General features: G+C 58.4%; 11 protein-coding genes and 1 pseudogene. 8 read left to right on the top strand and 4 right to left on the bottom strand.

What is annotated here, in order from left to right; genetic code table 11:
* Positions 1-346: 346 nt before the first annotated feature.
* Complete coding sequence (locus tag JQ611_RS08345) at positions 347-892, top strand: hypothetical protein (protein WP_212465164.1); 546 nt, start codon at positions 347-349, stop codon at positions 890-892.
* A 288-nt stretch (positions 893-1,180) separates the two neighbouring features.
* On the opposite strand, the gene JQ611_RS08340 is transcribed toward JQ611_RS08345, so the two are convergent.
* Positions 1,181-1,465, bottom strand: a complete 285-nt coding sequence (locus JQ611_RS08340) for a hypothetical protein (RefSeq protein ID WP_212465163.1) — start codon at positions 1,463-1,465, stop codon at positions 1,181-1,183.
* Positions 1,466-1,667: 202 nt separating this feature from the next.
* Here JQ611_RS08340 and JQ611_RS08335 point away from each other — a divergent pair, with 202 nt between their 5' ends.
* The 7 genes from JQ611_RS08335 to JQ611_RS08305 all read left to right on the top strand — a co-directional run bounded on the left by JQ611_RS08335 (position 1,668) and on the right by JQ611_RS08305 (position 9,770).
* On the top strand, positions 1,668-3,419 hold the full coding sequence (locus JQ611_RS08335; protein ID WP_409411258.1) for a hypothetical protein: 1,752 nt from the start codon (positions 1,668-1,670) through the stop codon (positions 3,417-3,419).
* A 142-nt stretch (positions 3,420-3,561) separates the two neighbouring features.
* Positions 3,562-5,070 (top strand): hypothetical protein, encoded by a 1,509-nt coding sequence (locus JQ611_RS08330; protein ID WP_212465161.1) that lies wholly within the window; start codon positions 3,562-3,564, stop codon positions 5,068-5,070.
* Entirely contained in the window at positions 5,063-5,374 is a 312-nt protein-coding gene (locus JQ611_RS08325) for a hypothetical protein (protein ID WP_212465160.1), read from the top strand. Before JQ611_RS08330 ends, JQ611_RS08325 begins: the two co-directional genes overlap by 8 nt.
* 107 nt (positions 5,375-5,481) lie before the next feature.
* Entirely contained in the window at positions 5,482-6,429 is a 948-nt protein-coding gene (locus JQ611_RS08320) for an OmpA family protein (RefSeq protein WP_212465159.1), read from the top strand.
* 59 nt (positions 6,430-6,488) lie between these two features.
* The gene (locus tag JQ611_RS08315; RefSeq protein WP_249133020.1) at positions 6,489-8,147 is read left to right on the top strand and encodes a caspase family protein; all 1,659 of its coding nucleotides are present in this window, start codon (positions 6,489-6,491) and stop codon (positions 8,145-8,147) included.
* A gap of 325 nt (positions 8,148-8,472) precedes the next feature.
* The gene (locus tag JQ611_RS08310; RefSeq protein WP_212465157.1) at positions 8,473-9,003 is read left to right on the top strand and encodes a DUF4384 domain-containing protein; all 531 of its coding nucleotides are present in this window, start codon (positions 8,473-8,475) and stop codon (positions 9,001-9,003) included.
* Positions 9,004-9,044: 41 nt separating this feature from the next.
* Positions 9,045-9,770 carry a hypothetical protein gene (locus JQ611_RS08305; protein ID WP_212465156.1) on the top strand — a complete coding sequence of 242 codons (726 nt, stop codon included), beginning with the start codon at positions 9,045-9,047 and terminating at the stop codon, positions 9,768-9,770.
* Positions 9,771-10,647: 877 nt separating this feature from the next.
* Here JQ611_RS08305 and JQ611_RS08300 read toward each other — a convergent pair.
* The 3 genes and pseudogenes from JQ611_RS08300 to cpsB form a co-directional block, all read right to left on the bottom strand.
* A complete protein-coding gene (locus JQ611_RS08300; RefSeq protein WP_212465155.1) occupies positions 10,648-12,693 on the bottom strand; it encodes an autotransporter domain-containing protein in 2,046 nt (681 codons plus the stop codon).
* A 601-nt stretch (positions 12,694-13,294) separates the two neighbouring features.
* Positions 13,295-14,656 (bottom strand): O-antigen ligase, encoded by a 1,362-nt coding sequence (locus JQ611_RS08295; RefSeq protein WP_212465154.1) that lies wholly within the window; start codon positions 14,654-14,656, stop codon positions 13,295-13,297.
* Positions 14,657-14,998: 342 nt separating this feature from the next.
* Positions 14,999-15,145: pseudogene (gene cpsB / locus JQ611_RS41625) on the bottom strand (mannose-1-phosphate guanylyltransferase/mannose-6-phosphate isomerase); the annotation flags it as partial.
* Positions 15,146-15,153: the final 8 nt, after the last annotated feature.

Here is a 15,153-nt window from a genome sequence, read left to right as displayed (position 1 = left end):
AACGGTCTGGACGCCGCGGGCCGGGCTGATAGTCTTAATCGTCCCCCTGGGGGAGGTAATCTGCCTTCGAGGCGGACGAGATAAGAAGGCATGCCGAAGACCGGCCGCCCGCCACTTTAGCTGAAACTCGTGCTAACCTGAGTGTTGCTTCGGCGTCGGTAGGCATCAACAAATTGCCTTGAAATTTGTTCGATCGAGAAGGAATGGCCTAAATTCCGCAGCGTTAGAGGGAATGCAAGGGGCTATAGACGAACCGAAGTGTGAGATGGTTCGCACACATATCGGTAGTTGTCGTTGCGTGCTTCGATAAGGATGCCAAAAGTGGTATTTGAAGGAGAGCTCCACGGTGCCGTTGCCCAAAGAGGTCATCGAGAGGGTAAGGAGGCTTCAAGAGTCAATCGCTGCGTCATTGACCGCGAGGAAGCCGCCAGGTGGCGCGAAGATCGATATGGGCGGACCTTTTATCACCGCTAACGGAATGCGCATTGCAGCCGGAGCTTATGGCGCAGCTGCGTTCCTGCAAGCCTTTCTAGCGGCGAACGAAGTTAGCACTCGCGAAGCCAATTCAGCTGAGAAGATGGATTCGTCAGGCGTCCAGCAGCAATATGGAACGTCGCTGCGCGATGCAGGCGTCTTCAATCCTCCAAAGGGATCTCGCTATAAAAGCGAACGTCAGCTTAGTCAGGCGGAACGAGATGCTCACGAGTCTAAGTTTTTCTTTTGCGATTTTGCGAATGGCTTCAACCGTGAACGAGAGAAAATCGCAACGCAGTATAGCGGAAGAAATTACGTTATCCCTGACGCTGTTGTAACGGACTGGACCAACGCTTGGGGGCAAAAGGTGACACCGGCGACAGACATCAAAGCATTCGTCGATGCTGTTAACAAGTGAGGGCCACGGGGAATCGGCGCAGCCACGCTACCCGGGGCCTTCATGTCTAGCCGACGCCCGAGTATCGAAATGCTCTGGACGACCTTCGCACTGAACTGCTTGCGCGAACAGCGTCGAGGATATGAACAACGAACAAATTATCAGCCCTATCATTCTTTTCATTTGCGCCTCCCGCTACTGAGCTAATTGATTTGATTCGGAAATGCTTGGTGAAAACCAGAAGCCAAGGCACTTCAAGCCGCCCCGCCCCCCACGGTTGCTAAGCACTTGAGATATTCCTCAGGATAGTTAGTCGTCGACCGGGGTGTAAAGCTCGCCCCAATTGTCTTTCCAGACGCCGTTCGGATCCATGACAACCATCGGGACTTTCATTTCGTTGGCGAGCTTGATCGCGGAGCGAAACGAATCGACCGCCGGCAGTTCGTCGCTGATCTTGTCCTCACTGAACTTGCCTCCACTTGCCGAGGCCGGAAAGATCACCGAGCCAACCTCCCCGCTGCTCGATCTGCTTAGGGACAGCGTAATCGCGTCCGGCTGCACCTCGCTTACCCGCTCAAATCGATTCTTGGCCATGATGCGCTTCCAAATTGGTTGTTGTGATATTCAAGACCACCGCGCCGATCCTAGCCCAGAGGACCCTGCATTGGCCAGTAAGGCCGTCATCAAGGCGAGCTAACGCCTGGCCGGCCGCCACCAGCCCTGTCAACCCTGCTGACTTTCGGCCCGCCAGGATGTAAGACTAGGCCCGATGTTTCATCATTTGACTGGGCAGGCCATGCCAACGCTGCGGAATCGTTTTCTGAGTTTCGCATATGCCGCCGCGGCCATCACATTAGCAAGCTGTAGCGCCTCGGCGGACGATTTGATCGTCAAGCGGTTTACGAGTGGCAATTCGGCTGATGCGGTGGGAATAGCCGACGCGAGCGAGGATGTCGAACTTTACGGTCCGCAGGCTCTGACGGCCGACTCCAACGGCAATCTGTTCCTGCTCGACCAGCTCAACCAGCGCATCGTGCAGTTCAATCCCAAGCGCCCCGCCGAGGATCCGAGCATTCTGGAAATGCCGGCAAGCGTTCAGCCCAACGATCTCGTCGTGCGGAAGGACGAAATCCTGGTCTGGGACAATGGCATCCGAACGCTGAAGGCGACGGCCGATCCGGTTTCGACGCGGGGGGTCGGCGGCACCATCGTGAAGCTGGAGGAGGTGAGCACGCGCGCCGTCGACGACGTGATTGCCGCATCTGCCTTTGCGCAAATGGGCTCCCAGCCGCCTGGCAATCCGGTCGAGCTGCTGGACCAGAACACGCGCGCCGTCACTGTCAAACAAGGGCGCAAACCGAGCCGGCAATATATCGCCTCTCGCAGCCGGGGCTCCGTGATTGCCGACATCACGCCCGAAAAAACCGACAACAGCGTGCTTGTCGAAGTCCGGACCATGGACGGCGACGAGACGGTTGCCCAGATCCGCTTGCGGGTGCGGGACAAGCTCGGCGCGGTGGAATTCCTCGAGATCGACAACAACGAGCGCCTCTACATTCTGGGCGAGAACATTCCGAATGCCGCGGCGGGCGCGGCGACATTCGTCGCCCGTTATGCGCCGACTGGCGAGCTTGAGGGGGTCTATGAGCTGCCGCTGGAAAACACCCCGATTACGCGCCGCTTCGTCACCATCTCAGGAGATGGCGACGTCTATTTCCTGCGCACCCAGCGAACCGGAGTGGATGTCGTCGGAGTCGGCTTTCGGCCGCTGCGTAATGCCAAGCTGATCGACATACGTCCGCGCCTGCAAAACGCCGGCAACGCGCCTTCGACCAATTTCAATGCCATCGCGGCCGTGCGCCCCTCAAACCGCCAGCAGGCGATCGAGACGGCATTCGCCTTCGAGGGCATCCAATGGCAGGTGACGGCGCAGAATTACGGGCCGGATCCAGATACCTCTTGTACCGGCTTCAGCCGGATTCGAAGACCTTGGTACCTGCAAGGCAAACTCGGTCAGCAGGTTCGCGGCGTGCCCTATTGCTGGGGCTGCAACGGGTCGCTGGCCAAGTTCCAGGCGGCGCTGCAACGCGGCGTCAAAGCCGGCAATGTCTGCACCAAGAACCAGCCGCGCAATGACGTCGCCGGGGTCGACTGCTCGGCCTTCGTCAGCGCGGCGTGGGGGCTGTCCGTTCACTACACGACGGCAGCCATTCCGGCGATCGCCAAGCCGCTGGCGGACCCTTGGGGATTGCGCCCGGGAGACGCCCTGAACAAGCCCGGCTCACATGTAATGCTGTTTTTGCGCTTCACGCCCGATCGCAAGGCCGAGGTGATGGAATCCTCGACCGGCGGCTGCAACGGCCGGGTGTGCCGCAACATCTATCCGCTCGCCTCCCTGCTTGCCCGCGGATACACGCCGGTGCGCTTCAAGGGACTTGCCGAGGACAACATGGTGATTGCGCAAAGCGCCTATGCCTCAGACAAGCCGGACAAGGCCGAGAAGGCGGTCAAGCAGCAACCAAGTCCGCGGCGGAGGCACAGGCGCTAGGAGCCGCGCGAGACGCTTCCGGTCGACCAAGTGGGGAGTTTGTGTGCCGGTTTTACTTGCGTTGGATGATTTCCGCACCGAAGATATCGGCTGGTAAATAACCCATCTTTCGACGTAACCCGTTTTGCAAAGCACCTTTTCCATGCTCCGGCTCAAGGCCGGAACGGCGACCCTGCTAATCGGGCCCCGTGCCGCGGCGGGAGTTCTTGGCAGCCGCTACTGCCTGGACAGCGAGGCGGAGATCCGTCAGCGCCTGATGGCCGCATTGCAGGATCCGGCGTCGCGTGAGGCGCTGCGCCGCTTCTGGGCACATTGGCAGGGCGACGCCCGCGTTTCCGGCATCAAGGATCACTCCATCATTGAACGCATCGCGCGGATGGGGGTTGGCGGGCCGCTGATCGTGTTCCTCGTCACGGACCTCTCGCTGCACCGCCACGATACGTCGGCCGCGCGCAGCAAGCAGGCGACGGAGGCCTTGCAGACCCGCAGCCGCGCCATGCCATGGCAGGGTCCGGTGCGCGCGCCCGCTCCGGTCAAGGTCAGCATGGTCAAGCCGTCGGCAACGAAACCGCCCGCGATGGTGGACCGCAGCATCGTGTCGGGCCCCAAGCGGCTGGTGGGCGACTGGTCCATCGCCGAGAAGCTCACCGCTATTGTCGTGCTCACGGCGGACTCGCGGAAACTGTCGGACGACGTGCGGCAGCAGCTAAAACAGATACTTTCGGATCCGGCCTTCGTGGCGTGGCTCGTCGGATCGCTCATGGTCTGGTTCGCATCGCAGTTCTTCATCGTTGGCGAAATCCTCGACATGTTGCTTGTAGGCGCAGCTCTCGTGTTCACCGGCACCGGCATCTTCGCCATGCAGGCGCTCATCGGCGCCGCGCATCTGATCGGTCAGTTTGTCGTGGTGACGCGGGCCGCGAAGGACGAAAAGGATCTCGAAGCGTCGGCGGACATCCTGGCCGACATCATCGTGATGATCGGCATCACGGTGCTAATCGCGGCCCTAACGCATGCAACGACGCGCGCCACGAGCTCGGGGCTTGAAGCGAAAGGATCGGTGAGGAAGCCGCCTCCTGCTCGAGAAGCCGCGGTAGACGTCAGCCGTCGTCGCGGTGGCGGTGAAAAAGATGGCGTCGGGAGAAGCCAACGATCCAATCCGGACAATGATGGGACCACGCGCTCAGTTGAGCACACCTCCGGCGGCTCTGAAGCTGCGAAGGATTCTCCAACACGACCGGATTCTCCATACAGCCCAGAAGCCGTTAATCGCAGAAGCGCAGAATTTTATGAACTGTATGGTGACGATCCTGCCCGCGGCACGTTGAATAACGTTGAAGCGAGAAAGTGGTATTTGGACCAAGATGCGAAAATAGCCGAGAATGTAGATCGAACACTTTCTATTGAGCAACAGGCCAAGCAAGCCTTCGACCAAAGGAACGCAAACCGGGCTCGTGCCAGAGAATTGATGAGCGATCGGGTTACTGCTGATCGCCTTGCTCGCGAAGAACCCAATCGAACCTGGGAGCAAATGGTCAAGTCCCGAGAGCAAAGCGGTCTTTCGGGTGACGACATCTACAGGAGCATTATCAACAGCTCGCAAAAGACGAGGACGTCGGTGAACAAACAATTGGGACTCGATGATGAGTGACGAACTTATACCCATCACTAAGGGAATAGATGACGAAGGTAAGGTGACGTATTATTTCTGGGCCGACCCTTCGTGGGAAGGCTTCGACTCGCTAGTTCACTATCTGCAAAAATATTGGAAGGCGATCGTTTGCGAGTCAGTCGACAGTGTTTATTCTCGTAGGTGGGTAGTCGTTCTGGATTCCATCCAAATTTCCATCCATCACGATAGCCAGATCGGAAACTATTTCCAGCGCAACGGTAGCCTCGCAAACGCCCCTCTCCTGGATGAAATCTATGCCGATCTGCTAGAGAGACTGAAGTAGCGGCACAGGGACGATAATTATTTGTCGCCCTAGACCTTTGTTGTATAAAAATGTTTTTGCCGTAAGATCGCCGATTCATTAACCCGCCAATTGGACGCAAGATGATGATGCGACAAGCTATTGGATGGCGGTATCTAATTGCCAGCGCCGCAGCCAGCCTGCTGGCCAGCCCGGCCGTTGCCGCCGACTGCAAATCCCTCCTCGACCCCTTCAACCACGCCGTCGATGAAGCCCGGGAGCCCGAAGCCCAAGCTCTGATCGACAAGATCGCGTCGAGCGCGGACTGCGGTCAGTACCAGACGGCTGCCCAGTACCGGCTGGCGGCCCTGCGCCTGTCCGCAGCCCAGATTCTGATGGCCCGCGGGCGCCCTGTCGGCGAATATGAGCGGCTGCTGACCGCCGCAGACACCACCGAGGTGCTATGGCAGGCGTCCGCCACGCTCGGCGAGGTCCGGTTCGGCGAACGGAAGTTTGCCGAGGCCGCGGAGGCCTATGACAAAGCCATTGCCATCGTGAAGAACGAGACGCTGACCCCGAAGCGGCCCGAAAAATTCGAGATCGACGGCCTCATCAATCGCTCCGGCCAGGCGCGACTGCTGGCTGCGAACGTCAAGATGGCGGACGGCAGTCCCGTTTTCGTGCCGACGGCAAAGGACCTGCGCGACGGCACGCTCGGCGGCATCTATTCCCGCTCCGTGCGCGGGATCGTGCCGCAGGCCGTCCCCGTCCCCATCACCTTCGAATATGCCAAGACCACCTTCACGCCGATCGGCGAGCAGGCCGTTCGCGAGCTGGCCCAGGCGCTGAAGGAGCAGCAGCCCGCCCGCATCCGTCTCGTCGGTCATACCGATATCCGCGGCAGCGAAGAGACTAACATGAAATTGTCGGCCGCCCGCGCAGACGCGGTCGCCGCCTACCTGAAGGAAGCCGGGGTCTCCACTGTCATCGAAACCAAGGGTGTCGGCGCGACCGAACCGTTGAAACTGGTCGATTCATCTGGCCTCAGCCAGGACGATATTTACGCACTCAACCGGCGGGTGGAATTCATCCGCTAAGGGCACCGATCATGTCAGCCATCCGCATCGCATTCGCCGCGGTTTGCGTTATCACCGTGATGGCCACCGAGGCGTTCGCCAAACCTTCGCTGCCGCTCTATCTGAAGAATCCCGACGGCGGCTCGATCCGCGCGCTTGTTATCGGCATAGACGCCTATCAGCACGTGCGACCGCTGAAAGGATCGGTGGCTGACGCACGGGACATTGAAGGTTCGCTTCGCGCAATGGGTACGAGCGACGTGGTGACGCTGATCGATGCCCAGGCGACTCGCGCAAACGTGCTGCGCAGCATCAGCGATCTGGTGCAACGGACGAGCCCGAACGATCAGATCATCCTTTCGATTGCCGGGCACGGCGCGCAGGAGCCGGAGACGGTCAAGGGCTCGCAGCCCGATGGCATGCAGGACGTTTTCCTGCTGCCAGGCTTCCAGCCGACGCCGGAAGGTTCGCGGCAACGCATCCTCGGAAGCGAATTCAACCACTTCATTCGCCAGTTGGAGTTGCGCGGAGCCAGGGTTCTGTTCGTTGCGGATACCTGCCATGGCGGAGGCATGACGCGCGAGGTCGACCCGCGAGCTGCCGAAATGAGCTTCCGGCAGGTGCCGACCTATACCCTGTCCGTCGACAAGCTCGTCCCGGTGAAGAATGCAGCCGATCCGGTGACTGATCTCGATCTGGATCACACCACCTTTTTAGCCGCCGTCGATCGAAACACAAAGGCGCCGGAGGTCAAGATTCCCGCGGTCGAAGGGTTAAGGGGGGCTTTGAGCTATGCCGTCGCCAGAGCCCTGGAAGGCGCTGCCGATGCAGATGGTGACGGTCGCATTACACTGAAGGAGCTGTTCAGCCACGTCCGCCAGGTGGTCTATCAATTGTCGGACCAGCGGCAGAACATTGTCACTAAGACGTCTCCTGGCCGCTCGGTGAACAGCGATGTCATGTTTCAGTTGACGCGCGGGCTCGCGCTGCCGACGCCATCGGCCTCTCCATCCCCCCAACAGGTTGAGCTGAGCAACCCGATTCCGCCTGCAACCAAGGCCGTTACTCCAACTCGAGCCTCACCCAGCGTCGAGACGCCTGCGAGCAAGGGATTGCTGCCGGTGCGGCTCGCGTCACTGGATGGCAATAGCAAGAATTTACCCAACCTCGCTTCGCGCGAGGCGACCGTTGAAATTGTCCAGCCCCTCGACAATCCCGATTTGATCTGGGATCCGAAGTCGCGGGATGTCATTTCGTGGGGCGATGTGATCGCCTACAAGGTTGACGCCAAGGACCTCGTGACCGTGATTGACCGGACAGCGGCGATCAGGGAATTGAAGCGGATCGCCACCAAATCTCCGCAGCCGCTCCGCATCGCCCCCGATGATGCCCAGCATCGCAATGACCAGCCGGTTCAGATCGAGCTGACCGACGTTGCCGAGCGCTCGGTCATCTTGTTCGACATCTCTGGCGACGGTACGATACAGATGCTGTATCCGATCGGGTCCGACGCGGCGCCCACGCAATCCGGCAGTTTGCGCCTGCCGCTCCGGGTCCGCGAGCCCTTCGGTGCGGAGCAGATCGTGGCCATCAGTTCGACCCAGCGTTTGGTCGATCTCGAGCAGGCGCTCTTGCAGCTCAACCGTCGGAAGGCGCCAGGCCAGATGATCAAGGTCATGGCCAAGTATCTCCCGCCCGATGCACGCGTGGGCTCCATCGGGTTGTTTACGGCACCCTGAGGTGGGCATGAGGTTACGCAGAATCATACCGCCGCCATCGATTGCGGCCATCGGTTGCCTCGTGATAGCGCCTGCGTTTGCGGCGGTGCTGATCCTTGAGGGAGAGAATCTGGCACCGCCGAGTGCACCACCGCCGGCGGCTCCCTCTGCGTTGATGCCTGCTGGCGACAGCGGCAAAACCTCGCCGGCGTCCGCAGGGCCAACACCACTTCCGTCCAACGAGGCCACGGCGCCTTCGTCAGTCACTGTCTCACCTCCCCTTTCCGCTGCGCTCTCACCCCACGCCGGTTCGCCAGCTACGACGCAGGCTGATCCCGCAGTTCCTTTGGGCTCGACACCGACCGCGCTGCTGGACCTCACCGGCGCCAGTCCCTCCAACCAGGCCGAACTATCGGTCGAGATGCTGCCCGGCAGAACCGTGACCATTGGTTCGCTCGTGTCCTTTAAGGTTACGAGCAAGAAGCCGGGCTATGTCGTGCTTATGGACGTGGATGCCGCGGGCCGCCTGACCCAGATCTATCCCAATACAGCTTCGCTGATCAGGACGACTCGTTCAAACGGCAACTATGTAAAGCCGGGAAGCTCACTGATCATCCCGCTTCCGACCGACCCCTATACGGGCGTGCGCTACGTCGTTTCGCCGCCCAACGGGCAGGCCATGATTGTTGGCATTCTCAGTGCGTCGCCCGTCCAAATCCTCGACCTGCCCGACATACCCGCTGAGATCCTGGGCAAACCCGAGATGGTCCTTGCCTACCTTTCCAAGCGCACCAGCGAATTGCGGATTCCCGACCAGCACGACCAATTGCGCGAGGCGAAATGGTCTTTCGACGCAAAACCTTACATAATCCAATGATTACTGGTGCATTTTGACGTTCATGATGCAGGAGCGTCCAGTTGTTAGGTAGAAAAACCATCGATTGGCCCGTGATAGGCGCACTCGCCGCCGTGGCAGTCGTTGGAGGAGTGGTCGGTTACCAAGCAATCACACTGCTTCGATCAGACGCCACACCAACCAAGAGCCCGCCTCTCCTTGCGGGCTACGGATCATCCGTCGAACGCAGCGCATACGACATTCCTGGTTTCGCCGGCAGCGGATCGGATGAGCGTCCCCTGAGTTTTCCGCTCATACGGCTGATCGATCCCGATCGCTTGCAGGATGAAATCCCTGAAAGGCCCATTTCTAAAGGAGCAGCTCCTACTGCCAAGGCACCCGTCACCGAACCAAAAAAGGCGCGTCCCGTCGAAGAACCCGCGAAGGCAGCACCGAATTCCAGCGAAGTGAAAGTTGCCAAGTTGACGCCTACCGAAACAGCGCCTCCCGCCACCGCGGCGCCGGCTCGAGCAGAACAATGGCGGGTTGTCCCTACTGCTAACGCAAGTTATTTCAATCTTGGCGGGCATATCGACAGGGTCGGGGTCGTCGACAGTTTGGCGACCCCGCATCTAAGGGACGCCTTCAAGAAGCACAGTAAGTTTGGGCAGCTCCCACCGGAGATCCGCACCCACATCCTCTCGCAGAACATTGATCTGCCGAGGATCGCGCCGTATCGAAATTTGCTGGGAATGGATGACAAAGTTCTCGAGCAGGAACAGGCCGTGAGGTTTGTCAGAATTCGCTGAGTGCAAACGGAAAACCCTGCTTATGAAATGCGTAAAAGCGTCCCGTGCAACGCGCATCGGGGCATACTCGAACGCGGGTTCGCCGCGAACAGGATAGCGATTGACGGCACGTGGCAGCGTCCGTGCGCAACGCAGGAGCAAGTTCCTGCGACCGACGCGCTCACGGGGGAGCATGGTCGGCGTGGGATTATGATTGAAGAATGCAACTGCGAGGTAGTTTATTCGATGTTAGGGAGAAGTGCCTTCATGACTAACCTTTGGTTCGCTAGCGCTATTTCGCCTCATATTTGTGTTTGTAGTGGTGGCTTGAATTGTTCCTGCTTGGTCAACCGAGGACACTCCCGTACTCAATAAGCAAATGAGCTCCTGGTACCGGCGCCGGCTCGTCGCCCTCGGTTGCGGACTGTTCCCTGGCGAGCCGGCCCTTACTACCGTTGCAAATCAGGTCAGCTTTCGAAGATGATCCAATCTCCGTCGAACCGGGATTTTTGAGACTATCGAATCTGATGGCCTGTTTCCCGTTCAAGCATCCTGTCGTCCATTCCAAACAAGGGCTCCGTAGGGAGCAAGCTTGGGAAGGCTCATGTTTTGGGTCAGCACATGCGTCTGGAAGTCGGAGGGTGCCCTTGAGTGCATCCCTCAGATGGCTGCTGGCCATGCTATGGACGATGCCGGCTTTGTCGACGTGGCCTCCAAGGTTGAAATAGCTTGCATTCGCAGCGACAACGACGGTCCAGCCCGCTCGTGGGGGCGCGAGCGCCGGCGCCTGAGGGGGCGTCGTCTGTTGGTCGGGCGGACTGAGGCTCGCCGTCTTGATATCAGCCGGCGACGCAGCTTTGGCATCATGTCCTGGAAATTTAATTGCGGTCCATTCAAGTCAGTACTTGGCGACGACAATTCCTGGCGCAAAACGGTAGTTCACGCCAATCTTGACTTCGCTGACCGTCGTAGCTGTCCGCAAAATTGTGGTGCCGTCCGTGGCGAGAGCCGTGCGACTGCCGAAGTCGATATAATCGTATTCCGCCTTCGCCGACCAATTCTTGCCCAGATCGAATTCGGCACCAAAACCTACAGTCCAGCCGGCCCGGTTGCCGCTCGTGCTGAAGCCAAGGGTTTTGACGTTCGCCTGGTTGCGGCAGAAGTTGTTAAACAGGGGATCGGCTTGGTTTGCCGGCGCAATCACACATCCGACGGACGTCGTTTCACCGGCCCAGGCTCCACCCGCCTTCACGAAATAGAGGGTGCGACCACTCGCCCAGCCCAGCCGCGCCGCTGCGGTGGCAATCCAATTCAGGCCATCGCCGCAAGTCAGGAGAAACGGACTAAAGAAAGCCGGCTGAAAGGTAACGGGATCGGCACCAATGGCATTGCCGCAGGTCCGGGCGCCGTGGAGGTTGGTACCACCAATGTCACCCTCGATGCCAAAGACCCAGTTATTGAGCTGATAGTTATAGCCGATCTGACCACCTCCGAGTCCGCCGAAGACCCAGGGATTGTTGCCGGCACCCGCCGGATCGCCCACGAACCGGATATCGGAGCGTCCGTAGGCCGCCCCCAGGAAGCCACCGACGTAGAAGCCCGTCCAGTTAACGGCGGAAACGAGTGGAAGCGCTTTAGCGGGAGCCTTGGTAGGCATGACAGCGGCGATTGCTTCAGGTGTGAACTGATAACGCAGGCCTGCGTTGCCGACCCAGCCATCGATGTTGCTACCGTTACGGTAATCCACTCGAGCGAACCCTAACCAGCCGGTATTGTTGATCGAGCCCGCTAGTCCAAGCGAATATTGACCGTAGGTACCAATGCGCGAGGTCACCGACTGTTGGATTGTGGTTGATGGAATCGGACCAAAATGGGTATCTAGCTGCGCGCCCGACGCTACAGCGCCGGCAAACTCATGAAAAACACTGACGCTCGCAAATGGCTGCCAAGTTACATTTCCGGACCCAACCGTGGTCCCAATCCGCGCACTTAGACGTCCGATCTTGCTAGTGATATCTGATGTTGAAACCGCACCAGCCGTAATGATGGTACCGCCGCCTGAGATCGTGCCGCCCTCTGATCCCGCCTGTGTAAAGTTGTCGACTTTTGTGGTCGACCAAATGAAGCCCGCCGAAGGTTCGATGAACCAGTCGTTAGCAAGCGCAAAATTATAGCCGGCGGATGTCGAGATCGAAAGTCCGCGTGCGCCAATTGGGGTATTGGGAATACTGAAGGAAGGACTGCTCACGCTTGCGTCGAAGAAATCCCTCCGCACCATCACATCTGCAAAGAAGCGGCCGTGCGTGGCGACCACATAAGCGCCGAGGAAGGGAACTTCGAAATTCGTGGTGAAGCCGTCCCCAGCTGTACGCGCTGACACGTAGCCCGCAGTAGTCCCAAGATGAACATTCCAGCCGCTCCAGTTCAAGCGGGCGATGTCCTGACCAATCTGGACGCCCCCGAAATCGGTACGCTGGTTGTTCGAGCAACTGGAGAGCACAGTGCCGTTGCCGAAGCCGGCGCCGGGCGTCGTAATAGTTGTCGTCGAATTCGTGACCGATTTAGTCGCTACTTCGCCACCAACGCCGCGAATCCACACGCCCGAACCAGGCTGATCCGGGGCGGGATTGCCGGGAGCTGAGACAAAGGCGCTGCCCTGCTGTGAGATAAAGGCAGTGTTGATTTGGCTAACCGCGCCGACGAACGCCGCACTTATAGAAGAATTTAAGGCCGCGATCGGCAAGAAGTTGCTAATCCCCGCGTTGTTAGGGCCGAAGGTACAATTAGCTTGCGCAAAGGCTCCAGAGGTTACCGAAGAAGCCAGACCAAATGCGATCGTGGCCAACATCGCCCTCTTCATCAGAAAATCCCTAAATGCTGAGCCCGTCCAAAGCAGGCCGCGCCCCCCCCATTTGGTCGTAATTTGGCTTAAACGGCCGTCCATAGTGACCTGCCCCAAAAGAAGAACAAAATCGATTGCTCAATTGTGCATCTATTTTGCCTTGAGACAAAGATGCAATCTCGGTTATCGGGGACTCAGAATACTTATTTGGGGCACAGTGCTTTACGCGCAACACTTGGGGTACCCGGTCGTAACCGGCTGGAAGCAGAAGGTGAAAGATCATCCGAAGCCCTCAGACGCCGATCTTCTGATGGCGGTAGCAAACATCTGCGAATCTGGATCAGCAGAACAGATCGAAGATGGTGCGACGCCAGCCGGTCAGTTCTGCTGCCGTCGTCTCCGGAAAGCAAGGCAAATCAATTCAGTACGCCGGACTCAGAACAATTTCAGGCCTGGCGGTTGGACCGGAGGACCTGGCGGTCCTGACCGGCGTTTGCCGCATGCAGGCTTTGGAGGCTTGGTCACCTGACTGGAAAGCGGTCCTGGATCCGATGCGACGCAACCTGAAACGATGCTGATCAGGACGCCGCCAAAGTAACCCTGAACATGCCCCCCTCCCAGAATAGAAACAGCGATTACATAAGATCGCAGCCACGAATGCGCGTTGACCCTCATGCTGCATCTTCTCAAACTTTCGTGGCGTTCAGCTATGGCGCGGTGCGCAAGAGGTTGGATGCCCTGTTTGCGGGAGTCTAGCCGGAAGTTCTCCGGCCCGTTTTTTAGCTCCTAAACTCATGCCGCCTGCGGTTCCCACACCGAGGACGTACATCCACCCTGCGTGAAAATCGAACAAGTGCGAATTGACCAGCGAGCTGAAAATATTTTGGACCACCACAAGCAATCCTATCCAGTTCGCGAATCCCTCGCCGCGAAACAAAAACAGATGGGACAGCCACATTGCGTACAACGCGATAATCCCGATCATGCCCCATTGCACCGCGGCGGCGAGCGTCTGATTGTGTGGATTTTTCGTGACTTCGATAGCAAGTCCAGTCTTTCCGATCGCGTCACGTTCAAACAACCCCTTAGTCGAACCGGTCCCGTTGCCGAAAACTGGCGCGTCGGCAAAAAATCTGAGTGACTTTCGCCAGTATTCCAACCGTAGCCCTGTCGAGAAAGGAATATCCTGTTTATGCGCTTCGTTTACGGGAATATTCTGCTCGTAGAATTGGTATTCCGTGGCGATGTTTCCAACACGGGTCCGCAGATACGGGGAGGTGAACCAGACGGCTATTGCGGCTATTGCAATGGCCGCGAATAACAACGCTGATTGGCGGTGGTCGAGATACTTTAATGCGAAGACGATCAGCAGCACCGGCACATATATGAGTGCCGAGCGCGCCGACACTACGAATGCCATGTTAGCGAAGAAGCCAAGCGCTAGGACTGCGCATGCTACCGCAGCAGCATAGCGATGATGTTTGTACAAAGTGGCGATGCAGGGCGCGAGTGCCACCATGCACAAGGCGAATTCTTGACTCTGATCAATGTAGTTCTTTACCGGCACTCCGGCACTTGCCGTGGTTGCCAATTTCAGGGCGGGCGCGAATAGCACAATCCATGACAGGCCCATCAGCAATGCGCAGGAGGCAAGAAACGCGATGAAGACCCAGCTGCCGCGCCGCGACTCCTGAAAATGGTAAATCAGGAATGGAATCGCGAGCAACTTGGCAGCCGGCTTAATGCCTTGAAGTCTTTCCTGCCAGGGAACGTCGGCCCAAAGCGTCCCGAGCACCGCTATCAAGACTATAGCCAGCGGCCATAGACAGATCGGCCGGGAGAGCAGACGCAGGAACACGCGCATATCACGTGTTGGCATCAGCGGGACCTGCACGAGGAACCAAAAGCCGAGTAGAATGTAAAATCCGGTCGTGGACCACGGCAACATCGCTGCAGTTAGAGCGGCGAGTAGATCGGTATAAAAAACCCAAACGTTTGGATTGAGCCATGAGGTAGCCGAGGAGCGTTTGGAAGCCCCTGGTGTGATGCTCGTGACCTCAGTCATGCTCGAAAATATCCAGTTGAAAATGGGATTGCCAAAATCTTAGCTTGGATGCCCGGCGGCGGCAAACCACACGCGCAATCAGCCCCGACTAACCCGATTAAGGCCCGAATAATTGAGATCAAGGCATCATCGCTCCCGGCCGGCTTAGTTCGTTAGGAGACCACTGAGATGAAGGCACAAGCCGATAGGCCGAAAGTGGTCAGAAGCAAACGCACCACCTTTCCTTGGCTCGAGGTGATAGCGCTAGGTGCAGTTTTATCCAGAGGCGCGTAAACACGTCGCTTTCGTAATCTGTTCGTAAGTTAAATACGAACGCATCACGATCGAGCGATACCACGCGCACTAACCATCCTCGATGCGGATAGTATCGTCCTCGTCTAAATAGCTGCCGGTCTGCACCCCGATTCTCCAGCCGGTGTACCGCGCCGTCGGGATGTAGATCGATTCGCTCTCGTGCACGGTCTTGATCAGCTCGTTGACGGCGACCTGCGGTAAGC

The organism is Bradyrhizobium sp. AUGA SZCCT0182 (assembly GCF_018130185.1).
In the GTDB taxonomy this organism is placed as follows: Bacteria; Pseudomonadota; Alphaproteobacteria; order Rhizobiales; family Xanthobacteraceae; genus Bradyrhizobium.
Note: the sequence above shows the minus strand (reverse complement) of the source record. Positions and strands in the feature narration are given on the sequence as shown.

Coding starts and splice junctions, on each gene's coding strand:
- JQ611_RS08340 (WP_212465163.1), bottom strand. CDS start 1,465: ATGGCCAAGAATCGATTTGAGCGGGTAAGCGAGGTGCAGCCGGACGCG.
- JQ611_RS08335 (WP_409411258.1), top strand. CDS start 1,668: ATGCCAACGCTGCGGAATCGTTTTCTGAGTTTCGCATATGCCGCCGCG.
- JQ611_RS08330 (WP_212465161.1), top strand. CDS start 3,562: ATGCTCCGGCTCAAGGCCGGAACGGCGACCCTGCTAATCGGGCCCCGT.
- JQ611_RS08325 (WP_212465160.1), top strand. CDS start 5,063: ATGAGTGACGAACTTATACCCATCACTAAGGGAATAGATGACGAAGGT.
- JQ611_RS08320 (WP_212465159.1), top strand. CDS start 5,482: ATGCGACAAGCTATTGGATGGCGGTATCTAATTGCCAGCGCCGCAGCC.
- JQ611_RS08315 (WP_249133020.1), top strand. CDS start 6,489: ATGGCCACCGAGGCGTTCGCCAAACCTTCGCTGCCGCTCTATCTGAAG.
- JQ611_RS08300 (WP_212465155.1), bottom strand. CDS start 12,693: ATGGACGGCCGTTTAAGCCAAATTACGACCAAATGGGGGGGGCGCGGC.
- JQ611_RS08295 (WP_212465154.1), bottom strand. CDS start 14,656: ATGACTGAGGTCACGAGCATCACACCAGGGGCTTCCAAACGCTCCTCG.